A 24,356-nucleotide genomic window follows, 5' to 3' on the forward strand; every position below is an offset into this window, starting at 1 on the left:
AATTAAAAGAAGATAGTATTCGACTCTTTTTCCTTTCCCTTATCCCGTTTGAACCCTGTATGCTGGTCATATCTTGCTGAAAAGATGCTACGATCTACCAGCAAAATATTTTCTGATTTATCATGTACCGGCAGGAGGTCTTGCGTATGATAGAAAGGCACGGAAATTATCCGTTGATTAAAAATTTGCTTATAATGAAGATCAAATGCCAGTTTACGCTTGTTAGCCGCTGCTATGTCGGATGCATCCAGTAGGTGGCGGTAAGCTGCGAGGGCCGCACTTCCTGCTTCATCACTCTCAATAAATACAGCACGAACATTTTTTTGTTCTTCTATAATTCTGAAATCAGCAACCGAACGGGGGCCTTTATCATAGTTCAGCGTTTTCATGGCATTAAATATCTCCCGGGAATAATCAAATCCTCCTGATGCCGACGTAGTACTGAAATATTCATTTACAAGTGTGAGGTATTCAGCCTCATGGACGATGGATTTATTGGCTAATGCTGCTTGTGCATTTAAATAAGTAATAGCACTATAAATGGCTTTGCAATCTCCAAAATCAACGATGTACAAAGGTAAATGAGGCTTTTCCGGCTGCTGAGGATTAGCCTCCCGGTTAATACGGCCAGCTACCTGGATAATAGCGTCAATAGGGGCTATATCCCTAAAACCCATGTCAAAATTTAAATCCACACCTGCCTCCACCACCTGTGTGGAAATAAGAAGCGGGCGCCGTTTGGCTTTCAGGTCTTCCTTAATCTGCTTAATCACCTCAAATCGTTGATAAGGGGTAATATTGGTAGACAGATAATAAACAGGATTATTATAGCTGTTTGCTGACAGATACGTTTTTACGGCTTCAAATAAAGCAATACTTCTGCTTACTTTGTTCACTACAAAAATACAGGAGGCTCCGGCTTGCCAATATTGGCTGAAGCAGGTGTCAATAAAATCCTGTTCATCGGTGAGCGTACTATCCAACAGGGGGATGATACAGGTACGGCGATAACTCTTGTAAATATCCTGGTTGTTATGTAGCAGCTCCAGATAGGTGGGATGACCGTTATTGAAGAAGGCCCGATCTGCTTCATCAAGGTCTTTTAACTGGTCTTTAAATATTTCCCGGTAGGCCAGTTCAAATATTTGTGGGCGGGTGGCCGTCATTAATAAGATCCGGGTACCTAAGAATTTACTGAGGTAATAAAGGCTGGCCCCAATAAGGGGAATTTTTTCGAGTGACAACGTCTGCACTTCATCCAAAATAATAATAGCCCCAGCCAGGTGATTGAATTTTTTCAGGATCTTGTTGCGATTACCAATCAAAGTCTGAAAAAACTGAACAAAAGAAGTAATCACAATATCTGCCTGCCAGGTATCTAATTGCATTAATTTCCGGTGATATGCTTTTTCGTCTATCATCTCCTCCTCAGTTTTATCTCCGGCTTCTTCCTGATCCCCAAAAATATCCGCATATTGGTAGTGTGCCAATATACTGGCCTGATCTTCTGGGATAGTTTGTTTATATTCATCAAATGCCTGTTCAATAATATTTACGAAGGGCAAGCCATAGATGACGGAAGGTAAGTGACCTGTTGCCTTATGAACCTTTTCACGGAGTTTTAAAGCAAAGTCCAGGGCAATCAGCGTTTTTCCGGTTCCGGTAGGAGCCGTAAGTGTAAATATCCAGCGGCTTAAAAGATCAGGTATCTCCAGTTTTTCTATCACTGTTTTGCGTACGCTATTACGTAAAGCGTTGGTGCTGTTGGCCAGGCGTTTATCAACAAGGTCTTGCGCGATGGCTACTCTTGTATATAACGGCGTGTCGGATGCATCCAGTTTATCCGCTTCAATAAGCAGCGAAAAGAGATAGTTGATCAGGTAATAGTGCTGGATATCGGCGCTTTTTCCCCGGATGGCAGGGATGACCTCATTCCGGCACTTTCTGAAATCAGGAATCGCCAGCAGGGTATTTAACTGGCCAAAGGAAAGTTCCTCCTGGATCTGATCCAGGTGTTTCAATAAACTTTTCCTTTGCTCCGCAAATTGCCATTTGTAATCCTCCCGCTTGGCGTGTTCTTTTGCGGCACAATCATAGATATTGCTGAGATTTCCATGATGGGAGAGTATCGTGAAATAGCCAAACAACGCCAATTCCGGATGGGTGTTTTTATACTTTTCATGTATTACATAAGCGCCTATTCGGGCATGCTGCTTCAGCAGCCCGTTTGAACGGCCGGTTTTAAGCAGGTAATCCTGGAAGAACTGGGTATATTTCCCCAGATCATGTAGCAGGAGGATATCGCTTAGCAACTGTTCTATAACCGTTAGAGGAAGGCGAAACCCTAATTGCTTATACAGACTTTTTAAGCCTATTCCATTCACACCGGCATTATGAACCTGCAGTTGTTTACTGCCGGTTTTACCGGAAGGTGTTTTGATGGAATGGGAATAAAAAACAGGATTACTCATTTTCAAGAAAAGTAATAGTTTGATGACCACCCAGCTCATAATATTCACCGGTATAGATTACCTGCAATGGCAATGCATTATGTGCAAATAATACCCGGTTCATTTTTGACAGCTCCCTGTTATTGTCATCAATAAAATCAGCGGGCATGAGCTCTTCCTCTACAAAGTTGCTGTCGCTCGTTTTCTCAAACTGAAGACCGGATATCTTATCCGAAACAACCGCAGAATTGAATACTACCTGCTGCGCATTGGCCCTTTTGGTAACTACCGCTTCACTATTGAAAAGATGCGCCTCACTGATATAGGCAGAAAAACTGGCAATCCCCAATGTCAGGCTAAAATGAGAGCGCCTGTTTAAAGTACATGTCTTCAATTGTTCAAAGTAGGTGATGGCAGAAGGGTGGGGGGAGAGGAATATCCTGTAACATATTTCATCCTGTTGTAAATGTTGTCCGGTAACAATCTCAAAAGGAGTTTGTATGTTTCCTCCGGTACCCCGGAAGTCGGAGCTGAATGGTTTTTCTTTTTCTATATCTGTTTTCAGGTTCCCCAGACTTTTGATACTGAGAAAATTGAGCCGGTGAAATGACTTCTTCACTGGAGATTGCAATGAAATCCCTATCCGTAATTGGTCGGAGGCAAATGCTTTATGATAACTTCCTTTAGGCAATCCCAGCATAGCCGCCAGCATCCCCATAATGGTAGTCCTGGGAGGAATGCTGAACGACATCGCCGTATTATTAGCATAATACTTCCGGAAATGCGCCATCTTCCCTTTAACGTCAATCTGTAAAACTTCCATGCATTTCTAATAATTGATGGCAGGATGGGTTTTGGAAAAAGTGGTTTTGATGGCTTTGCCACTACCGGTGTTTTCCGTAATCAGTTGTTTAAGGTGGGAGAAGTCAATGGTTAAGTCCGACATGCCTCTTACGTTCTCTTTTTTGGGAGTAACTGTAATATGCTTTCTCAGATCACCAAAATAACCATTTGAATAACCGTCATTATAGACGATCTCCAGGTATAACTGAGGGTATTGGTTTAGTTTGGAGCGGGTGGGATTGGCTGAAACCGCATTCCAGACGGCAGCCCTGAAGGTATCACGATCCTGTTCCGTAAGACTGGTAGATTGTGCGGCATATTTATTTATGGTACCATTAAATGCCAGCAGGCTATAGTGTAAACGGTAGTCCTTTCCGAAAGTACTGCTGCCATCGTTCATGGTGGTCACGATAGAATTACTGTCTACCAGGTCTACTTCATGAAGGGAATAGCCCCAGTTAATCTGAATGGCACCGGTATATGCTTTGGTAAATCCTCCTACGGCAAAGGCGCTGCCAAACATCCGGATGTCAACAAACTTCTGCTTGATTAACTGTGCCAGAATATAATGATTAAGCTCCTGGTTTTTGCTGCCAGCCAGTGCTTTAAAGATACTTTCTTTGTCTTTTTGGGCTTTTATCAGTTCCTGGAAAGTGGCTTTTAACATGCTGTTTTCCTGGAAGAGCAGGTCCAGATCGGCCTCATTGCTCAGGGTCCTGTCAATCACATACTGCAGCTTGGTGGCTGGGCTTACTTTATTTTCACCTTCCATGTCCACAAATATTTCTACACCATCCGCTTTCAGATAATCACGTATAGAGCGTTTCAGGCGGGTATCTGTTACCAGATTGGTTTTGGTGTCATAATCCATCCTGGGTTTGTTTTCCTGGTCAGGATCACCATTAGGGTTACATAAGGTGGCATCAAACAGGAATAGGAAATCGGAGTTGTTTTGTACAATAGACATTTTTATGGATTTAGTTTTGTGATTTTTTTATGGTGGTACCAAAAGAATAGCCGTTTAGGATAAAGAATAGTGCTTCTTTCGGGTTAATATTCCAATTATTATAATCGAAGAAGCTCAGGAATTTACCATCGTTAAAAATTAATTTGTTTAGCCCTTTATATTGTTTGGATTTTTCTATTAAAGCTTCCCTTAGCCTAACAATATCATTCCTTTTCATTCCATTAAAATTCAATTTATCCAGCACTGTTCTTTTTTTCTCACGTTGAATAGAAGTTACAGTACTAAGCATTCTTCCCAAATAAAACAATGCCTTTTGATAATCAACGTAATTCATTCTTTCAAAAAAGGATTCAATTCTTTGTTGATATTCTGTAAGAGTAGTTGTTTCCTCAAGGCTAGTTGTATCTACTATCTCTTCTATGTCATCAAGTTCTTGCTGATTGGTTGTTTCCATCTGATTTAAAAGTTTAAGGTGGCTTAATGTAGTAAATATGGATAAATATTTAAATACTGCATCCCGAACAGCAAGGTCAAATACATTTTCTCCAAATCGCTTTACATTTTTATATGCTTCATATCGGTTATAATAATGACATAATATAAGCTCAGTAAAATGTTCAAATAATATTTGTGGTGCAATTTTACGTTGTTCAAGTATCGACTTAAAGAGGACCAGGGCCTCATTCTTCTTTTCTTTGTCTTTACGCTGGGGGATGAGTTGGTAAATAGTATATAAGTTAAACGGCACTCTCTTTTTCTCTTTATTTTGATAATCACTCATTACATCCTCCCAATTTACTGCAAAGTCTAGTGTATCAAAGAATCTGTCTACCTTTTTTAAAGTACTTAACACCTTCTCAAAATGTGTTTTCGACACATCTTTAATGAGGTTGATCGTTTTAAACGAATTGCCATCAGATTCAAATGCCAGGAAATTGAGCCAGTAAATTTCTCCTTCATCAATCTGGTCTTCAAAAGCTGCCAGGGAATACTCGAAATTTTTGGGCTGAAATAATAACTCTGACTTTTTATAACAGGATTCCAGCACATTCGTAAAGTTGGCCGGTTTGTACGACGGAAACTGCGGGATGATACAATGAGGGATCCCGGCTATACTGATTTGCTGATGCTTTAAAAGATAATCTGATGCTCGTTCCAGGTATAGCTGTTCTTCCGAATTGAGCTGGTAATTTTGATGAAAATTATTTTTATTAAAGCCTGCTGCATAATTGAGGGTAGTTTCCACAAACATGTAATTCAGGCTATACCTGTTAGGGAATGCTACACTGATTACATTTTCTTTCAGCATACCTGTTGCATAGCTTAGCTTTTTAGTTTCACTTACCGGTTTGGTAAACCGGTCCAGGCGGATAAATTCATCAAACCCATCTAATTCATACAGGGGAGTAGGGACTGCTATGCCTAAATCTTTTGCTACCACAGCAGCATATACCAATATCAGCTTAGTATGAGGGCTACTTTTTTTATAATCCTCTCCTAAAAGATTGCTGTAAATAGTTTCCGGCAGATTCCATTGCGCTTCCAGGAACATTTCCCTGAAATTAAAAAGCGGCGTTAATACCTGGCCTAGGAGCGTGGTACTGAGAGAAGGGAATTTGGTAGTTATATACTCCAGAAATTCTCCTTTGACAGGCTCTTTCCCTTTATTGTCCACTTTGCCAAAAAGTGTTTTCTCTATCTGTGCAACCTTGTTGGTTTCACAGCATACATAAGATGCTTTATTATTTCCCCCTTTAATAGAAACATTTCTATATCTGCGGGGAGATTGCTGATCATATTTTTGGGCAACAGCCACACTGATAGATTGTTCATCTATGTTGAAAACAAGGGTTACTACCAGGTTGTCTTTATCGGGATCAATCTTGGGAGTATCAATAATATCGGACCATTCATCCTGATCATAGCTTAAGTGCTCACCTAAGCGGGATAGGGTTAATATCATAGTAGGGTTTTGGTTGATTTGCATTGCATATTAAGAAGATCATCGCATAAAAACAAAAGAGATTATTTTTGATGAATTGAATTTCCTAGATGATTTAAGGTAATAAACGTGCTCCACAAGTTGCACAACACCTGTTGTTCGGATCATCTTTGTCGACTTCAGGCGGCGTAATGCAATTGCAGTGTAGGGGCTTGTTGATAAGCAAACCTAAGCCTCCATCTTCAAGAGAAGGATTACTAAATTTTCTCTTTGCCCTTGCCATTATTTTTGTTTTAAAAAATAAAAGACCCAGTTGTCATAGTGATTCTAACTTGTTAACAGGCTGGATCTTTTTTAATGAAATCCTTATTATAAGTGGAGGTATTAGTACATCATCTTTCTAAGTTTCAATATTTCTTTTGTTATAATTTTATTAGATAGATATTGTACGTGGTTGAGGTTCTAATACTAAGATAACGTTTTTTATTCCAGCTATTAAAATTTATTTTTGACGTGGTCGTAAAACGTTGATATGTAATTTGTTGTAATGGTGTTGCTAATTCTTATGGTATGAATACATTTTTTTAGGCTTTAGCCATATAGGATGATATTTTAGCTTTTCCCCCCTTCACAAACAACAATAGCAGCTCCGTGATGATTAATCCAAACAAGGTTATTACAATTGTTAACCCACTGAACAATTTCGCCGGGATGCCACTATAATAATAGTACATACACCAAACTTTGGGGCTGCCAAGTAAGTAATAAAAAACTGCACCGAGAAGATAAGTAAGGATGATGGTAAGAAGAGATTTTAACGTACGTGCCAGGAAATTACTGTCATTAGTTGTCAGTCTTTCAAACAAATTGATAGCACACAAAGTGCAGACCAATCCATAAGTAAACAAATCTCTTTGGAGAAGAAGTTTGTAAGTAGAAATGTTTTGTGGGCTAGTGTAAAGTCCCAAAGAATAATGTAAGGTCTTATTAGGGATTATCATTGTAATCCAAAAACTGAACGATAATATAGCTGTTGTAATTATATAGGGTAAGAATTTTCTGGTGGTCATAGATAATTGCGGAATGTATTTAATGTTGTTATACCTGTTCAGTGGGTTATTAACTACAGTTAGCAGTTGCAATCACTCAATGTATGAAAATGATAGTTATGAAAATAGAGAAAAATACTAGCTTTTCATTATCGAAAAAGCGGCTACCAATAAAGGTAGCCGCTTTTATAAATCATATTTTGCTGTAGAATAGGAACAAAGCCCATTGTGATTTAAATCCCCATAAACTTAAACGGAGCAGCCGGTTTAAAGTTGGCATTCGACAAGCCATTGAAGGTAGAGAACGCTTTCAGATCCAGTTTCATGACTTTGGCGCCTGGTTGCAAATTGAATTTTTTAAGGTCTACCCAAAAGGTATTGGGGGTTAGCACCGTTTCAAAATAATAGACTTTATTTTTCTGATCTGCTACAGATCTCCAGCGGGTGGAGGAGATGTTGGGTTCTGTTTCGGAGCTGATGCCAAAAGGTACAGAGCAATTTCTGATCACACTGAACACGCTGGCTACTGCCGTCCTGGTATCTTCCGTTTGTGGGATAGCATTGATATAATAAGAGGCACGCACAAACCGGTCAGCGGCACGGTTGGTACCGGGTAGCATAATGGTGCCGGGAATACCTTTCCAGTATTTGTTTAAGGCCAGTTGTTCCTCAAATACGGGGGAATTGGTCATTACAGTATACGAAGGATCGTGATGGATCACCAGTTTACCATTGATATATTCAAATATGGCATTATCGCCAGCGGCATCTGAAATAGACAGGTGGAGGGTGGTAAACTTTTGGGTGCCTGGAATGTAATCACTTACTATCACAAACGGTTCGTCTTTCAATGCATTCACAGCTTCCTTTACGGTAGCAAAATTATCCAGGACATATTGTGCCCAGGCCGAAATCGCAATCCCTTGTTTGGTACCGGCGGGATTGAATTTTGGGTAGTTGGATTCTACCAGCCATAGTACATTGGCTACCAGACCCTGCTCATTTAAGCCGTCTGTTGTTGCAATATCCCAGGCACTGGCCACTACGCTGCCGTATTTTGATGTCCATTTCAAGGATTGGGGACCTACTTCTCCATTTCTGGCCATTCCCCTGGGAAATACCCATAGGTTAGCGGCAATATCATCTTTCCAATCCATACTCCGGGCGGTTATAATGGTGCCATTAGGCCCTTTATATACTACTCTGGTGCAGGATTGCGTTTCCTGGTGAATAAAAAGTAATGCCAGTACAAAAAAAGGGAAGAAATACTTCATGATATCTTGTATTTAATAGGTGAATGACTTGGGTAACGAAGCAGTATTATAAACAATATTGAAGAATGAATAACAATTAAAAATAGGGTATGGTTTTCTGAGTATTAAAATATAATCTTCATAGTCCTATAAATATAAAGAAAAGTAACGGTACGGTCTGTATTTGTTATCATGGTTTTGTGAAAAAGCCGTAGCTTTTATGGAAAGAGCTACGGCTTTTTTCTTTTACTTATTATTTAACAGGCATTAGTAAACCCCTTGCAAGGTAACCCCGCTATTTGCGTCTGTAGGTGCATCCGCGATTTTCTTTAATCCCGATCCATCTAGCTTACAATAATAAATGCCGGTTGTTTTTTCATCGGCGTTCATGGAAACAAAAACAATACCGGCGTAATCTTTGGTCAGCTTGGCCTGGGGCGCTATCAACTGTCCTTCCGGTAAGGTAATGTTTAGCTTTTTGTGTGTAAGGGTATCTTGTTTGGTGGTTAACCAAATTTCGGAAGATTGTCCCCTGACGTCGTTGCTATGTAAAGTAACCTCTATCCTGGGAGGGATCACAGGAGGAGCCTTACTTTCTTTTTTGCAGCTCATTTGAGTTAAGAAGAGTATGCCACTCAAGCAAAATAAAATGATGCCGGATAATAATAATCTTTTCATGTTTAGATAGATGATGCCGTTTAATGAAAACTAGTTAACAAATACATGCTGCCTTAGTAAGCATCCTGTAATGTAATCCCGTTGTTGGTACCGGTAGGTGCGTCTGCAATTTTTCTGACGTCACTGCCTGTAATAGTACAGGAATAAATACCGGTTTCTTTTTCATTAGCATCCATCGTAACAAAAACAACACGTGAAGCATCCCTGTCCAGTTTAGCCTGGGGAGCAATTAATTGCCCGGCGGGGAGCGTGATGTTAATTTTTTGCTGTTTGGTAATGTCATTATTGGCGATCAGCCAGATTTCAGAAGATTGTCCTCTTACATCTTTAGTGTACAAGGTAAGTGGTGCATAGACGATAGGAGATTCTGCTTTAGCTTCTTTCTGGTAGCTCATCGTGGTTAGGATAACAGAAGCACCGAAAAAAAACAGAACGGCTGCTGATAATAATAATTTCTTCATACAGAGATAGATGGTTTCGTTTAATGAAAATAAGTTAACAATGTAAACCGCAAGATACATTTTATTTTCACTTATCCTACCCCTAAAATCTTCGCACAACCATCAGTATTACAAGACAATTTAAAATATTATCGCTGTTACATTTAAGCAATGTTTAAAGGGTATAAATGAAAAAAGCCGGTTCAGAGGAACCGGCTTTTTTCATTTATAAAGTAATTTAAACTATTTACGCTGTTCTGCCTTTACTATAGCATCTAGTTCTGTGAGAAAAAGGTTTGCTTCTGCTTCATTTCTGATTGACATAGAAAGGCTGTCGTTATTAACACGGGAAGTTGATTCATCATGCTTAAAATCGCTTGCCTTAATAGAGGTAGCCGCAAGTTGCATGATGTGATCTATCTTATGTTGAACACTTTCTTTCATAATAGCAAAATTAAGAATTTTTCAGGAATTATTTAGGCCTTAAAAGGAACATGTAATAACGATAAAGGTCTATTGCTGTTCGTTGATAATCAAATGGTTCTGGTTTAGGTTTGAAAAAAGCCAAACCTTGATGATCTCTTTCCACTGTGCCATCTCTTAGCAAACGGACATACCAATCTACTCCAATTGTCACAAAGAATTCATTCAGGTAATTTTTATTTGTGAGAAACATCCTATGGTATAAATAAGCACGGACATCATTTGAACCATCAATACCAATTTTAACAGAGGGGTTGACTTTTAAAAAGGTCAAACTGAATAATAAAATGGTTGAAAACATCTTATTGATATCTGAGTGATTTAATTTGACCTGATCATCTATTTTTTCCTCCTCATCTGATGGACCAAATGCCAGGTTGAATACATTGGGGAGTAATGGGTCTGCTAATGATTTGATCTCGACTTTCAATAAAACCTGATCACCATTCTTTAGTATCGAGTAAAATTTCATTCCCGTCAGGTCCGGAGTTACTTCAATCGGCTCAAATATTTCGTCAAAGTTTATCTTAATCATTTACTTGAGATATGTTCAGGATAGTAATTATTGATTGTCTTTTCACTTATCCTACCCCTAAAATCTTCGCACAACCACCTTCTCCGGCACCCTCCGTTAGTAGGTTCGTTACCGGTAGTCCCATCTCTATGCCTGCAGCTAGCAGTAAGGTTTTGTTATCGGATAGGGCTTCCTGTAAGCCCATACTGATTTCCAGTGTTTGCGCTTCAAAAGGTTGACGTGCAGGATGCCATTCGGTGTACAGGTATGCTACTTGCGGAGTCGTGGAAGAGAGGGCAGTAAAATCAGTGCCATTAAAGCGGAGGTCTGTAATAATGCTCAGGGAGATAATAAACCGGTAGAAGGGATATGGTCCTGGTGTAAACAAATTTACCTGTGGTATCAGTCGGGGAAGTTGTATGGCTGCACTGGCAGTAGCACGATCAATCGAACAATAGATCGGATGTCTGACTACATTATCTAGCGTGGTGTTTTTATTTAGGTGAAATCCTTCTAACAGATACCGGTGTTGCGAAAAGAGGATAGAACGTTCCCCTCTTTTCCCTGCTTTGTCCAGCAGTTGAATGCGTTTGGCAAGCGCGCTGAGGGTAGGCATGAAATTATGATCTGCCAGATGCTTTAAAGGAAACAGTGCCCGGTGAATACTGCTGCCTGCTTTAGCACATCCACTAAATTCTGTATAATTCTCCCGGGTGCGTTCAAAATTGGGAGATTTTTTAATCTGTTCTTTTGAGGCGCCTCCTTTGGTGCGAAAGATGATTTTATCAAAACCTTTCATAGTATAGGCCGAGAGGCCGCTAAGACTACCTGTAAACTGGACCGCATTCTTTAACACTGCCATGGATGAAATTTTATAACATTAATAATTGGGGCTGTACATAGGCAATTTAAATAAAAATCATAATTAAGGATAAGATATAATTAACTTCTATATGAAATGTAGATAAAGTATAGATAAGGTATTAAAAACTATAGATACTTTATCTATGCCTTATGTATACCTTATCTATACTTTATGTATACCTTATCCATAACCTAACGTAAGCCTATACTGGGTTTAGGTATAAAAACACCAATGATAGCCCCGCTGGTGGCGGGAAAGCATAAAGAAAGCAGGAAATGATTACAATTGTTCCCTGGCGTCCAGAAATGGCTGGGCGAGGTGTTTGGGGGCTACTTCACAATAGGCGGTGGTGAGGGCATCCAGCAGCATCTCCTTTTTTATTTTGGCCAATACAATAAAAGTCCAGCCTTGCTTACCCCATTTATTGGGTACAGGATAAATGATAGCAGGATCATAAGCGCAAAAGGAGGATTGATCTATCTCAGAAAATTTCAAACAGGCGATTTTATCCTTTTCGGAAAGGGTAGCAAAAATTTTCTTGTTGACGCGGAAGGAGGTTTTTTCAAAATGCGGCAATTCGGTCGTTTGGGGAAACGACATCGCCATAGTCCTGAATGTCTGGATACTTATCATCTCTTGTGTTTAGTTTACAATGTAAAACTAAAAGAATACCCTTTCCCGGAATTGTAAAAATGCGACATGTTTTATTTGGTAATTAAATTACCCAGGCTCTTGTTAAACCGGCTTTTGTATTCCAGTGGCGACATACCTGTAATCCGTTTAAACACGTCGCGGAAAGCCTTGGAATCATTGTAGCCGATGGCATACATTACTTCACTGATGCTTTTCATCTTGCTTTCCAGCATCTTCTTCGCCGCTTCCATTTTTACACGCTGAATATATTCTACTACGGAGTTGGTGGTGGCTAACTTAAACCGGCGTTCCAGGTTTCTCCGGCCCAGCGATACCAGTGTCGCCAGCTCATCTACCGTGATCTTCTGGTGATAGTGGTCTTCAATGAACTCCTGTACCTGCAACACAGCGTTGTCTTCATGATGCTTATGCCCCTGGAAGATGATAAACTGGGATTGCTTATGCCGGTTGGTGTCGATGGCGAACACTTTGGAGATGAAGATCATGATATCCCGGTCAGTATATTTTTCGATGATATACAACATGAGGTTGAGATAGGAAAAGGCGGCACCGCTGGTATAGATCCCGTTTTCATCCGTCATAATCTCGTCTTTCAGGAGGTTGATATCGGGAAACATTTCCCGGAACTCTTCGGCGTGTATCCAGTGGGTAGCACAACTTTTCCCGGAAAGCAGCCCTGTAGCTGCCAGTAAAAAGGCCCCGGTACAGATGCTCATGATCTCCGTACCCTGCCGGTGCTGCTCCACAATCCAGGGAAGCAGGTCTTTGTTCTGGTCCATCACTTTCATGATGTCGGTATGCAGGGCAGGAATGATGAGCAGATCCGTTTTGAAATGCTCTGTGATAAGCCGGTTGGGGTGTATGCTGAAATAATCTTCCTTCAGCAGATTATTCTTTCGCTTGCCTACCAGCTGCAATTCGAACAAAGGATACTTCCCGCTTTTCCTGAGCAGTTTGTTCACCTCCGTAAAGATGTGATGAACACCTTCTACATTGCTCAGGCTGATATCTCCTTCGGGGATTAAAACAGACACGTATTTCATATGATAAATATAATTAGCGGTCGTCAAAATTTCATGAAGAAAATAAATAAACAGTGTCTTATTATAGTGTAGCTTTGTACATCCAACTAAACTATGCTATGAATATGAAAACAACCTTCAGGTTATTGGCTCCTTTTTCGCTCTTATTATTCTTGAATCTTTCCAATGCCCAGGCACAAGTGGACCTGGGGGTGAAAGGTGGTTTGAGTATTCCGAATCTTACGGCTGGCGCTTCTGATAATCCAATCAATAGTGGCTACAGCTCCAGGCTGGGGGCCGACTTTGCCGTACATGCCGAGTTTCATGTGTCCAGGCATTTTTCTATTCAGCCGCAGCTGGAGTATTCCGGTCAGGGTGGTAAAAAGAATGGCAAGCAGGCCTTTACCCCTCCTGACGAAATGCTGCCTTATTTCCAGGGTGGCCCGATACCGAAATACCTGTACGCCGACTACAAAAGTACGGCAAAGATCAACTATCTGATGATCCCGGTATTGGCTAAATACCGCTTTGAGCTGAACCCCCGTTTTGACCTCTACGTAGCAGCGGGTCCTTTTGCCAGCTTTGTAGTAGGGGCAAAGAATATTACCAGCGGCAACAGCGCTGTTTATCTGGACGATGCACATACACAACAACTGGTGCCCAATGCGTCATTCGACCGGACAGAGGATATTAAAGACAAGCTGAATACCACCAACGCCGGGTTAAGCGGCCATGTGGGACTGGCCTACAAAACAGGCCGTAACAGTATCTTCCTGGAAGCAGGCGGTAACTACGGCTTTATAAATATCCAGAAAGATGATGTGAACGGGAAGAATAATACCGGCGCTGCGGTAGTAGTACTGGGATATGCTTTCCAGATCTGTCAGCGTAAATAAACCAGTCTGCTTAATAGATGCAGTGAAAAGAAATGAAAAATAGGGATACCTGTTTGTACCTATCTTAGGTACAAACAGGTATTTTTTATGTACGGGTAGCAGGAAGGAAAGATGTACTGTCGTATATTTGAAGACGGTTTCTTTAATGGACCCATTGCAGGAATATGCTAAGATTAAAAGGGATGAAACTTTCTTTCAGGTATCTGCTGATAATTATTTTATGGACATCCTGTAGCCCAAAGCAGGAACAAACAACCCCGGAGATAAAAGATATTACGGAATCGGTATATGCATCCGGGATTGTTAAAAGCGCCCATCAGTATAAAGTGTTTACCACAGTAAATGGGCTGATCCAACAAATATTCGTTACAGAAGGAGATTCGGTAAAGAAAGGTACACCGTTGTTGAAAATTGTAAGCGAAACGGCAGCCCTGAATACGGAAAATGCCAGGCTGGCAGAACGATTTGCCAAAGAGAACGTTAATGGAGAGAAACTGAACGAACTCAGCATACAAATAGAACTGGCCAAAAGCAAAATGAAAAATGATGCCCAGTTGCTGGAAAGGCAAAGAAAACTCTGGGCGCAGGGAATCGGCTCACTCAATGAACTTGAACAAAGAGAGTTGGCCGCCAAAAACTCTGCTACTGCTTATAGCTCTGCTCAACTGCAATACCAGGACCTGCAACGGCAACTGGATTTTACGGCCCGTCAATCCCGTAAAAACCTGGAGATCAGTACCACTATCGCCAATGATTATATTATTAAAAGTGATATCAATGGAAAGGTATATGATATTATGAAAGAACAGGGTGAACTTGTTACACCGCAAAATCCTATTGCCGTAATCGGAGACGCCCGTGACTTTTATCTCGAATTACAGGTAGATGAATATGATATCGTAAAACTAAAACTGTCACAACCAGTATTTTTTAGCATGGATAGCTACAAAGGGGAGGTGTTTGAAGGGAAAATATCTAAGATCAATCCCATTATGAACGAAAGCTCGAGGACGTTTACAGTGGAAGCTACTTTTGTTACCAGCCCCCCTGTATTATACCCTAACCTGACCACTGAAGCCAATATCATCATTCAGTCCAGGGAAAAAGCTTTAACCATTCCCAGAAGTTATTTAACTGATAGCTCCTATGTAATATTACCCGGTAAGCAAAGGAGAAAGGTGGTTACAGGAGTAAAGGATTATCAGCAAGTAGAGATTCTCAGCGGACTATCAGCAGAGGATATTATCGTCAAACCCATGCCATGAACCTGAAACTCATCTTTAGTATTGCAAGATCATTGTTGCTGGCACGATGGCGCCAGACATTGATAGCGGCTATTGGCGTAATGTTCAGTATTACCATGTTCATTGCTTTGCTGGGATTTATGACCGGGCTCAATGATTTGCTGGATGGGCTGGTAATCAACCGCGTTCCCCATATCCGCTTGTATAATGAAATTAAGCCTAATGCCCATCAACCTATTAACCAGGTGCGGGGAGGTAAAAATGCCTATAACTTTATCAGCTCTGTAAAATCTGTCAACAGCCGGCAGGAGATCTACAATAGTGGTGCTATCATGCAGGCCATCCGGCAAGACAAACAGGTGGCAGGATTTGCACCTAAAATAACGGCACAGGTGTTTTTTAATGATGGTACGATTGATATCACCGGCGTGGTAAATGGGATTGATGTGGCCGCAGAAAGTAGCTTGTTTCATTTTCAGGACTATGTGATCGCAGGCAATGCTATGGATATTAAGAATGTGGCCAATAGCATTATTCTGGGAAAAGCACTGGCAGAAAGACTGCTGGCAGATATTGGCGATGTAGTACAAATTACTACGGCAAAGGGTAATCGTATATCATTAAAGGTGGTGGGCTTTTTTCAGTCTGGCTTACAGGATTTTGACAGGGGACAGAGCTATGCCTCAATTGGTACCACACAAAAAATGCTGGGGAAAGCCAATAACTACATTACAGATATACAGATCAAGTTGAAGGATATTAATCAGGCGCCTCAGATAGCAAAGCAATATGCAACAATATTCCAGACAGATGCAGAAGATATACAAACGGCTAACTCCCAGTATGAAACCGGCAGCTTTATCCGCAGCCTTATTTCTTATGCAGTGGGTATTACCCTGCTGATCGTTGCAGGTTTTGGTATCTACAATATTCTCAACATGATGATCTATGAAAAGATGGATACAATCGCTATTTTGAAAGCTACTGGTTTTGCAGGAAAAGATGTGAAACGCATCTTCCTGGTTATCGCGTTGAGTATTGGTATGGCAGGAGGCTTGTCCGGCCTGTTGTTTGGATTCCTGGTATCTGCCGGCATAGACCAGGTGCCGTTTAAAACAACGGCGTTGCCTACCATTACCACCTATCCCGTTAATTATAACCCGGTGTATTACCTGATCGGGATAGCTTTTTCTCTGCTCACCACCTACTTTGCAGGATTATTCCCTGCCAGAAAAGCCAGTAAAATAGATCCAGTTATCATTATCAGGGGGAAATAATATGAATGAAGTTATCCTGGAAACCAGGCATATCAACAAAAGCTTTCACGATCCTGTACAGTGGCAGGTACTGAAGGATATCACCTTTACTGTTGATAAAGGTGAATTTGTGACGGTGGTAGGCAGATCAGGTTGTGGGAAATCTACTTTGCTGTATATATTATCCACCATGGATACAGATTATGAAGGGGAGCTGCTGATAGATCAGGAAGTAATGACGCGTAGAAAAGAAGCGGTACTGGCACGCATCCGAAATGAAAAGATCGGTTTTGTATTTCAGTTTCACTATTTGTTGAACGAGTTCTCTGTGTTGAAAAATGTGATGCTGCCCGGGCTGAAACTAGGCAAATACACAGCAGCAGAAGTAGAACACCGGGCAATGGAAAAACTGAAAATGGTGGATGTACATCATCTGGCACATAAACGGGCCAACCTGATATCAGGGGGCGAAAAACAACGGGTAGCCATTGCGCGTGCACTGATCAATGACCCGGCTATCATCATGGGGGATGAACCTACCGGTAACCTTGATAAAAAGAACGGCCAGATGGTATTTGATATCTTTAAACAACTGGCGGAAGTATTTAAACAAACCCTGCTGATCGTAACCCATGATCCGGACTTTGCCGCCCGGTCGCACCGGATTATTGAAATGGATGATGGCCGGATTGTTAAATAAACATACCTTACAAGGCAAATAAAACACCCCCGTAATAATTTCGTCCCGGAGCAGGGTTGTAATACCGGTTGCCCATCGCGTTCAGGTCATTGCCCAGGCTGTAGTTTTCGTTCAGAATATTATTAATCCCTGCCTGCAAAGTGATCTTATACTTTTTACCGGTTGGGATCAGCCAGCTGGCTTTGCACTGTACCAGGTGATAACCTGGTGCATATTCGGTACTGGCATCGTTGAGGGGAATATCGCCGGTATAATTATGCGAAGCGTAGAAAGAGATGTTCCCCGCCATTTGCAGGAGTAATCCGGTTGCGATGATATGCTGGGGTACCCCTGTGAGACGGTTGCCCGAAAAGTCTTTTCCGCCGGTGATATATTTCCCGAAACGGAAATGACTGTACGTATAGTTAGGGGTGAGTTGTATGCCCCGCATAAAGCCGTGTGCTTTGGGTTGCTGCAGCCATACCATGCCCTGTAATTCTATCCCCGTTTGTTTGGTACCGCCTGCATTCAGGAAAAACTCATTCCCATTATCCCTTAGCATTCTGACGATCGCATTTTGCATGCGGTAATGAAATACGGACAGGTCTATACTGTAACGTTGCGCTGCTGGAGTTATCCGGAGGCCGGTTTCTAAATTCCAGCCGGTTTCCGGCTGGAGGGAAGTATTGATGATATTATCAGAAGGTCTTACTTCCGCAGTAGCAGGAGGAGAGTATCCCCGGCTTACGGTAATCCGTCCGGTGAGTGCAGGATTGAACAGGTAAGACATGGCCAGGTGAGGCATGAGTTGCGGAGAGAAGGCCACCTTCATTTGTCCGTGCTGATCAAAGGAATAGCGGTAATAATTCAGGCTGATGGCCCCTTGCAGTTGCCAGCGCTGATGAATATCTGCAGAAAACCGGGTAAAGAAAAAATGCTGATGTGTCAGGAGGCGGTCGGCCGCCTGTACAGTATCTCTTTTGCCTGCACGGTTGCCGTAGTTGATAATATCCGTAGAGGTTCGCTGTGCTTCTACGCCTGCCAGCCATTGCCAGTGGAGGGCTGCAGCAGATTGATTGTCTGTCAGTTGCAGATACGTACGTAAGCCGGTGGTATTTTCATCCCTGGCTTCGTAGTTGGTAATAAAAGGATTTTCGAAATGGGTGTTGCCACTGAATAAGGTGATCACATGCTTCAGGCGGTCGCTGAATTGTGCTTCATGCACGATAGCGCCTTGCAGTGTCCGGTTTTTGATGCCCGCCTGCTGTTCTACTGCACCAGGCAATGTATTGGTAGCAGGGCGGGCGGCTTTAGGATTGGCCTGGCTTTGTGCCAGCGTGAGCCCGCCGGGGGTACGATAAGCCAGGTCCGTATAAAAAGCCAGCAGTTTAAGCTGATAGCCTGGTCTGTATTGCCATTGTTGTACGGTTTGTGTATAGGAATGTCGCAGCGCAGTATTTTGCCGGTAGCCATCGGAGCGCTGGTATCCCTGGAATAACTGGAACTGATAATTCTTTCCCTGGTGCTGATAAGCTGCACTGGTATGAAACAATCCATAGCTGCCGCCTTGCAGTTGTACCCGCAGCCGGTCCGTATCTGTAGTGGATGGCGTGAGCTGAAAGCGTATCACCCCACCGGAATTAGGGCCAAAAAGACTACCATCCGGACCTTTTAATATTTCCACCTGGCGAATGGCAGCAGCATCTATCAGGTTCAGATAGGTGTTGCCGCCTGCATCTGTCAGGGGCATTTCATCCAGGTATACCTTGATGTTACGGATGCCGAATGGGGAGCGGAGTAAACTACCACGGATAGATAGCCGGTAGCTACCAGGAGAACGCTCCTCCATACGTATACCCGGTACCGTATTTAAGGCGGGTAAAAGGGTATTGCCTTGCTGTAATTGCAGTTGTGCAGGTAGCAGTACGCTTACTGCTGTAGGCACCCGTTGCATGGATTGTGGGGTGAGATAGGATTTTACTTCCACTTCCTTCAACTGATGGGTAGTGTCTTCCTGTGCATATAATGTGGCGGTTGCCAGTGTGAATAGCAGGCAACTGCTGAGATATTTGATTGACATAAGGAACAAATATAACATTATATATATACCCCGGAAATAGGATAGCAGTGGATAGGAGTGAATTATTACCAAATAATCGTTGAAAAGTACCATTGAAAGTAATCAGATAGTGTTATGTTTACCTATCAATTCTAAGACCCTCTTCATTTTATTATCGGTAATCAAATACCGTAGCTGTGAGCCGGTGAAGTGGCACAGAATTAGCGGCTCACCCTTCTTTTGGAAGTGCTGGACATAAAACCTTCCCGCTATGAGCAATACTGAAATGGAACACGCAGCCGCAGCTGCTGCCGGTACAATTGAACAATCTCACGAAGCAACCCACCCGGAACATCATACAGAAAGCTTTATTTCGAAGTATGTGTTCAGCATGGACCACAAAATGATCGCCAAACAATACCTGATCACGGGAATGATCTGGGCAGTGATTGGCGCTTTGTTTTCCGTGCTGTTCCGCTTGCAGCTGGGTTTTCCCGATAGTACCTTCCCCTGGCTGGAAACACTGCTGGGGCATTGGGCTAAAGGCGGACGTATTTCTCCCGAAGCTTATTATGCCATGGTAACGATGCATGGTACTATTCTCATTTTCTTTGTACTCACTGCCGGATTGAGCGGCACTTTCTCCAACTTACTGATTCCCTTACAGGTAGGTGCACGTGATATGGCATCTCCCTTTATGAATATGCTGAGCTACTGGTTCTTTTTCCTGGCCAGTATAGTGATGATGTCTTCCCTGTTTGTACAAACCGGACCTGCCTCCGGCGGATGGACGGCTTATCCGCCTTTAAGTGCTTTGGGTGATGCATCTATCGGCTCCAAAATAGGGATGGATCTCTGGCTGGCCAGCCTGGCATTGTTTGTGGTGTCGCAGCTCCTTGCAGGGATCAATTATATCTCCACTATTCTGAACATGCGCACCAAAGGTATGCTGATGACCAGGCTGCCGCTTACGATATGGGGATTTTTCTTTACGGCCATATTGGGGGTACTTTCCTTTCCGGTATTGCTGTCAGGATTTATCCTGTTGCTGCTGGACCGCCATGCAGGTACCAGCTTCTTCCTGAGCGATCTGTATGTGGCAGGCAAGGTATTGTCTAATGAGGGAGGCAGCGCTATTTTATATCAGCACCTTTTCTGGTTCCTGGGCCATCCGGAAGTGTACATTGTGATCCTCCCTGCCATGGGTATTGTATCGGAAGTATTGGCCATCAATTCCCGCAAGCCCATATTCGGTTACCTGGCTATGGTAGGGTCTTTGTTTGCTATCGCAGCATTGTCGTTCCTGGTATGGGCGCACCATATGTTCGTGGCAGGGATCAATCCCTTCCTGGGATCGTTCTTTGTACTGCTTACCTTGCTGATAGCAGTGCCCTCGGCCATCAAAGTGTTTAACTGGCTCACCACCATCTGGCGGGGCAATATCCGGTTTACGCCGGCTTCCCTGTTCTGCATCGGTTTTGTAAGCACTTTTATTTCGGGTGGATTAACGGGGATCTGGCTGGGTAATTCTACTATTGATATCCATGTGCATGATACTTACTTTGTGATTGCCCACTTTCACCTGGTAATGGGTGTATCCGCCATCTTTGGCATGTTTGCGGGTATCTACCATTGGTTCCCCAAAATGTACGGACGCTATATGAACAACACAATAGGCTATCTCCACTTCTGGCTTACACTCATCTGTGCCTACCTGATCTTCTGGCCCATGCATTACCAGGGACTGGCAGGGATGCCCAGAAGATACTATGATTATTCCAACTGGGAATCCTTCAAACAGTTCATCCCGCTGAACCACTTTATCAGCATTGTGGCGATTGTGGCATTCTTCGCGCAGTTCTTTTTCCTGTATAATTTTTTCTACAGTATTTTCAAGGGACGTAAAGTAACTACCCCCAATCCCTGGGATGCTACTACCCTGGAATGGAGCACGCCCATACATCCGGGGCATGGCAACTGGCCGGGCGAAATTCCGGAAGTACACCGCTGGCCTTATGATTATAGCCGGGATGGTAAAGACTTTATTCCGCAAACAGTGCCCTTGTCGAAAGGAGAGTTAGAAGGACATTAAGGGCGCTGAAAATATGGTAACATCTTAAAGTTGTTTCCTATAATTAATTAGGTTACCTTGGTCTTCTTAACTCCTATGGTTGGTTCGCAAGCGTGTATATCCTATCTGCTCACCTCGAAAAATCTGGAATCATGAAGACAAGAATTGAAATCCTATCACTGGAAAAGCCATTGTGTTTTGCCGATTATTCAAGTATGGGGGAGGGCATTGCAGTATACCAGCAGATCTTAAAGAATGGTCATTTTAATATTTCCCGCGGACGGTTCTCCTTTCGTTTGCTGAAGTTGAACAAGAACCGGGACCAACAGTCCATTTTTTACATTGATAAGATCAAGCCACTTTTCCTGGACCTGATGAGTAAATGGCCATTTAAGGCATTAGAAAAGGAAGGAGTCTGTATCTAAATCTATTTCACGGGAAAAAATAGGTACTTTAGATGCAGATTACTCATTCTTCTCATGAAGCATAAGCAGGTTGTATTTATTGCCATAACGTTACTTTTATTAATATTACTTGCCACTGTTTTGTATTTAAAACAACCTGCGGTCCGGCCAAAACAAACACAGGTGTCTGAAGATCCTGCTACCGAACAACTGGCAGGGGTGTACGATCCCCGGAATATATTGCCACCGGCAGGGATGGACAGCGTATGGCATTACCGGATCAAATGGCAAAAGGGGGCCGGGGTAGACAAACCCTCCCTGGAAAAAATTATTTCCACACACCCCTACTTATTACTCACTGTTGAAACCTGGCCTGCCGCCGGAAGTAATGATAATGTACTGAAAGCAATGCTGGATGGTAATTACGATGAAAATATACAATCATTGGGAGCGGTGTTGTCGCGTAGCGGACAGGAAACCTTTGTACGTTGGAACCCCGATATGGAAGTGCCTGTACATCAATACCCCTGGCAGTATCAGTCGCCCGAATTATATATCCGTGCATTCAATTACTTTGCTGCCCGTTTAAAAAAGCTAGCGCCCAATACCCGGCTGGTATGGGCACCGGCAGGTTATCCGGGTGACTCGGAATACTGGCCCGGTGGTGAAGAGGTGGATGCGGTCAGCATCACTTTTGACAGCCCTTCCGAACTGGCTGCAGGTAGTGATTCGCTGCTGCATTTATCAAACCTGGATGTGTTACAACGTAAATTGCACCGGATGCGGTTTATGGATAAGCCGGTGTTGATTTTGTCTGCCAATGCAGCCATTCACCAGGCGGCTATGAAAGAAATGGTGGCCGAAGCGGCAAAAAATATAACCGTCTATAACACCACCATTTATGCGGAAAGGAATTTTAATACGAAAACGCAGCTGCCTGCCCGGCATCATTTGCTGATAGGTGTATTTGATCCCAGGCAACAGCTAATTGCTGAGCCGGAGATCCGTGTAGAACATGTATTTACGGATTGGGGAGCAATTCAGCGGGGAGAGTTTGAGCATAAATTTAATGAAGTGATGCAGCGCCATCATGATATCATTGTTACGATGGAACCGTGGAAAGATACTTCCGGGCAAACAGATACTGCTGTGTTACGCAATACCGTTCAGGGTAAATACGACAGGGAGATCGCCCGGTTGTATGCTACCCTGGCTAAAGGGAAACAGCAGGTATACCTGCGCTGGGCACATGAAATGGAAATTCCTATTCACCGTTATGCCTGGCAAAGCCAGGACCCGGTGGAGTATATCAACTCCTACCGTTATTTTGCAAAGTTTAATGCCCCCAGAACAGGCAATATTCACTATGTGTGGGGACCGGCAGGCGACAGGGGATCGGCCGACTGGTATCCGGGGGATGACGTAGTGGATTATATCAGTATCGCAATATATGGATTGCCGGATAAGAACATTACAGATCCTCACCAGCAGGAATCCTTCCAGGACATATTTCGCCGCAAGAACTACCGGATGCGATTTCTCAACAAGCCGTTGTTTATTACCGAATTTGGGGTGAAAGGCAGTGAGGATTTTCAGGATAAGTGGCTGGCAGATGCGGCAAAAACCATTCTGCAAAACCGGCATATTTTCGGGATCTGCTATTTTAATCTATATGATAATCCCAAAGCCTGGGGAGATATTAAAGCACCGGATTGGAGCATCAGTAAAAACTCACTTAAAAAATTCACGGACCTGCTGCAATAGCGGGTGTGTGGCTATGTGCTTACAGAACAGCTTCATAGCAGGATAGTGCCCGTTCTCCTGCCTTATACGAACGCTTTATGGTGGTGTAGTACTTCATAATCCAACAGCACTACGCCGGATTCGAACCGCTTGGTTTTCAGAAGGTTCAGGTTGAGTTTGTAATCTATTCCTTTAAACAGGGGATTGCCTTTTCCGAGGATGACGGGATGTACCCAGATAAGGTATTCATCGATCAGGTCCAGTTGCATAAAGTGAGCAATCAGGCTGCCGCTGCCGAAGATCATAAGGTGCTTGCCGGGAAGCCGCCGGAGCTGTGCAATTTCTTCTGCAATACCTGCCTGTGCCAGCCGGGCATTTCTCCAGGCTAACGTTTGTAAAGTGCGGGAAAATACTACTTTAGGATAGTTGTTCATCATATTGGCCAGTGCCGTATCAATATTGGGGGTACATACCTTATTGCGGCCAGCAACCGGGTAATAGGCTGCCATAGCCTGATAGGTGACCCGTCCTAACAGAATGGTATCTGTTCTGCTGAGTTGCTGGTAGGCCGATTTAGCCATCTCATTATCCCATAAAGGAAAATGCCAGTCTAATGCTCCGTTTGATTCTGCCATGAAACCATCCAGCGTAACATTGATAGATACTATTACTTTTCTCATGCTATTCCTGCTGTGCTATTACGCCTGTACCCAGGCAAATTGTTGCCGGTAAATTCACCGGTGTATCCCCAAATATGTTCCGGTATTTCAAACCTGTAGTACTGCAAATGTACCCCCGGCAAACTGCTTTGATAGTGTGTGAATACGACATCTTAAGGGGTTGA

General features: G+C 42.8%; 21 protein-coding genes. 7 read left to right on the top strand and 14 right to left on the bottom strand.

Features of this window, described 5'->3' with window-relative positions; all coding sequences use genetic code 11:
• Window positions 1-2: 2 nt before the first annotated feature.
• The 12 genes from cas3 to ABR189_RS06140 form a co-directional block, all read right to left on the bottom strand.
• Entirely contained in the window at window positions 3-2,471 is a 2,469-nt protein-coding gene (gene cas3, locus ABR189_RS06085; RefSeq protein ID WP_354659567.1) for a CRISPR-associated helicase Cas3', read from the bottom strand.
• Window positions 2,464-3,273 carry a CRISPR-associated protein Cas5 gene (gene cas5 / locus ABR189_RS06090; protein ID WP_354659568.1) on the bottom strand — a complete coding sequence of 270 codons (810 nt, stop codon included), beginning with the start codon at window positions 3,271-3,273 and terminating at the stop codon, window positions 2,464-2,466. Before cas5 ends, cas3 begins: the two co-directional genes overlap by 8 nt.
• Window positions 3,274-3,279: 6 nt before the next feature.
• Window positions 3,280-4,260 (bottom strand): CRISPR-associated protein, encoded by a 981-nt coding sequence (locus ABR189_RS06095; RefSeq protein WP_354659569.1) that lies wholly within the window; start codon window positions 4,258-4,260, stop codon window positions 3,280-3,282.
• Window positions 4,261-4,270: 10 nt separating this feature from the next.
• A complete protein-coding gene (locus ABR189_RS06100) occupies window positions 4,271-6,223 on the bottom strand; it encodes a TM1802 family CRISPR-associated protein (RefSeq protein ID WP_354659570.1) in 1,953 nt (650 codons plus the stop codon).
• A gap of 1,261 nt (window positions 6,224-7,484) precedes the next feature.
• A complete protein-coding gene (locus ABR189_RS06105) occupies window positions 7,485-8,525 on the bottom strand; it encodes a linear amide C-N hydrolase (protein ID WP_354659571.1) in 1,041 nt (346 codons plus the stop codon).
• 246 nt (window positions 8,526-8,771) lie between these two features.
• A complete protein-coding gene (locus ABR189_RS06110; protein WP_354659572.1) occupies window positions 8,772-9,182 on the bottom strand; it encodes a hypothetical protein in 411 nt (136 codons plus the stop codon).
• 53 nt (window positions 9,183-9,235) lie between these two features.
• Entirely contained in the window at window positions 9,236-9,643 is a 408-nt protein-coding gene (locus tag ABR189_RS06115) for a hypothetical protein (RefSeq protein ID WP_354659573.1), read from the bottom strand.
• A 222-nt stretch (window positions 9,644-9,865) separates the two neighbouring features.
• Window positions 9,866-10,066 carry a hypothetical protein gene (locus ABR189_RS06120; RefSeq protein WP_354659574.1) on the bottom strand — a complete coding sequence of 67 codons (201 nt, stop codon included), beginning with the start codon at window positions 10,064-10,066 and terminating at the stop codon, window positions 9,866-9,868.
• A 28-nt stretch (window positions 10,067-10,094) separates the two neighbouring features.
• Window positions 10,095-10,640, bottom strand: coding sequence for a DUF6934 family protein (locus tag ABR189_RS06125; protein ID WP_354659575.1), 546 nt, complete (start codon window positions 10,638-10,640; stop codon window positions 10,095-10,097).
• 46 nt (window positions 10,641-10,686) lie between these two features.
• Window positions 10,687-11,481, bottom strand: coding sequence for a hypothetical protein (locus tag ABR189_RS06130; RefSeq protein WP_354659576.1), 795 nt, complete (start codon window positions 11,479-11,481; stop codon window positions 10,687-10,689).
• A gap of 282 nt (window positions 11,482-11,763) precedes the next feature.
• Window positions 11,764-12,117, bottom strand: coding sequence for an MmcQ/YjbR family DNA-binding protein (locus tag ABR189_RS06135; protein WP_354659577.1), 354 nt, complete (start codon window positions 12,115-12,117; stop codon window positions 11,764-11,766).
• Window positions 12,118-12,188: 71 nt separating this feature from the next.
• A complete protein-coding gene (locus ABR189_RS06140) occupies window positions 12,189-13,181 on the bottom strand; it encodes a GlxA family transcriptional regulator (RefSeq protein ID WP_354659578.1) in 993 nt (330 codons plus the stop codon).
• 104 nt (window positions 13,182-13,285) lie between these two features.
• Here ABR189_RS06140 and ABR189_RS06145 point away from each other — a divergent pair, with 104 nt between their 5' ends.
• The 4 genes from ABR189_RS06145 (at window position 13,286) to ABR189_RS06160 (ending at window position 17,256) form a co-directional block, all read left to right on the top strand.
• Window positions 13,286-14,056, top strand: coding sequence for a porin family protein (locus ABR189_RS06145; RefSeq protein WP_354659579.1), 771 nt, complete (start codon window positions 13,286-13,288; stop codon window positions 14,054-14,056).
• A 164-nt stretch (window positions 14,057-14,220) separates the two neighbouring features.
• Window positions 14,221-15,321 (top strand): efflux RND transporter periplasmic adaptor subunit, encoded by a 1,101-nt coding sequence (locus ABR189_RS06150; RefSeq protein WP_354659580.1) that lies wholly within the window; start codon window positions 14,221-14,223, stop codon window positions 15,319-15,321.
• Window positions 15,318-16,577: an ABC transporter permease gene (locus ABR189_RS06155; RefSeq protein ID WP_354659581.1), complete on the top strand. Its 1,260-nt coding sequence runs from the start codon at window positions 15,318-15,320 to the stop codon at window positions 16,575-16,577. The genes ABR189_RS06150 and ABR189_RS06155 overlap by 4 nt, the downstream gene beginning before the upstream one ends.
• Before the next feature lies 1 nt (window position 16,578).
• On the top strand, window positions 16,579-17,256 hold the full coding sequence (locus tag ABR189_RS06160; RefSeq protein WP_354659582.1) for an ABC transporter ATP-binding protein: 678 nt from the start codon (window positions 16,579-16,581) through the stop codon (window positions 17,254-17,256).
• A 7-nt stretch (window positions 17,257-17,263) separates the two neighbouring features.
• Here the strand turns inward: ABR189_RS06160 and ABR189_RS06165 are convergent, their stop codons facing one another.
• Entirely contained in the window at window positions 17,264-19,315 is a 2,052-nt protein-coding gene (locus ABR189_RS06165) for a TonB-dependent receptor (RefSeq protein WP_354659583.1), read from the bottom strand.
• A gap of 265 nt (window positions 19,316-19,580) precedes the next feature.
• Between ABR189_RS06165 and ABR189_RS06170 the strand changes: the two genes are divergently transcribed.
• The 3 genes from ABR189_RS06170 (at window position 19,581) to ABR189_RS06180 (ending at window position 23,533) form a co-directional block, all read left to right on the top strand.
• Window positions 19,581-21,386 carry a cytochrome c oxidase subunit I gene (locus ABR189_RS06170; RefSeq protein ID WP_435575320.1) on the top strand — a complete coding sequence of 602 codons (1,806 nt, stop codon included), beginning with the start codon at window positions 19,581-19,583 and terminating at the stop codon, window positions 21,384-21,386.
• Between the two features lie 131 nt (window positions 21,387-21,517).
• The gene (locus tag ABR189_RS06175) at window positions 21,518-21,790 is read left to right on the top strand and encodes a hypothetical protein (RefSeq protein ID WP_354659585.1); all 273 of its coding nucleotides are present in this window, start codon (window positions 21,518-21,520) and stop codon (window positions 21,788-21,790) included.
• A gap of 162 nt (window positions 21,791-21,952) precedes the next feature.
• Entirely contained in the window at window positions 21,953-23,533 is a 1,581-nt protein-coding gene (locus ABR189_RS06180; protein ID WP_354659586.1) for a glycoside hydrolase family 26 protein, read from the top strand.
• A gap of 62 nt (window positions 23,534-23,595) precedes the next feature.
• On the opposite strand, the gene ABR189_RS06185 is transcribed toward ABR189_RS06180, so the two are convergent.
• On the bottom strand, window positions 23,596-24,192 hold the full coding sequence (locus tag ABR189_RS06185; protein ID WP_354659587.1) for a dihydrofolate reductase family protein: 597 nt from the start codon (window positions 24,190-24,192) through the stop codon (window positions 23,596-23,598).
• Window positions 24,193-24,356 lie beyond the last annotated feature (164 nt).

Origin of the sequence: Chitinophaga sp. H8, from assembly GCF_040567655.1 — a bacterium.
Classification (GTDB): Bacteria; Bacteroidota; Bacteroidia; order Chitinophagales; family Chitinophagaceae; genus Chitinophaga; species Chitinophaga defluvii.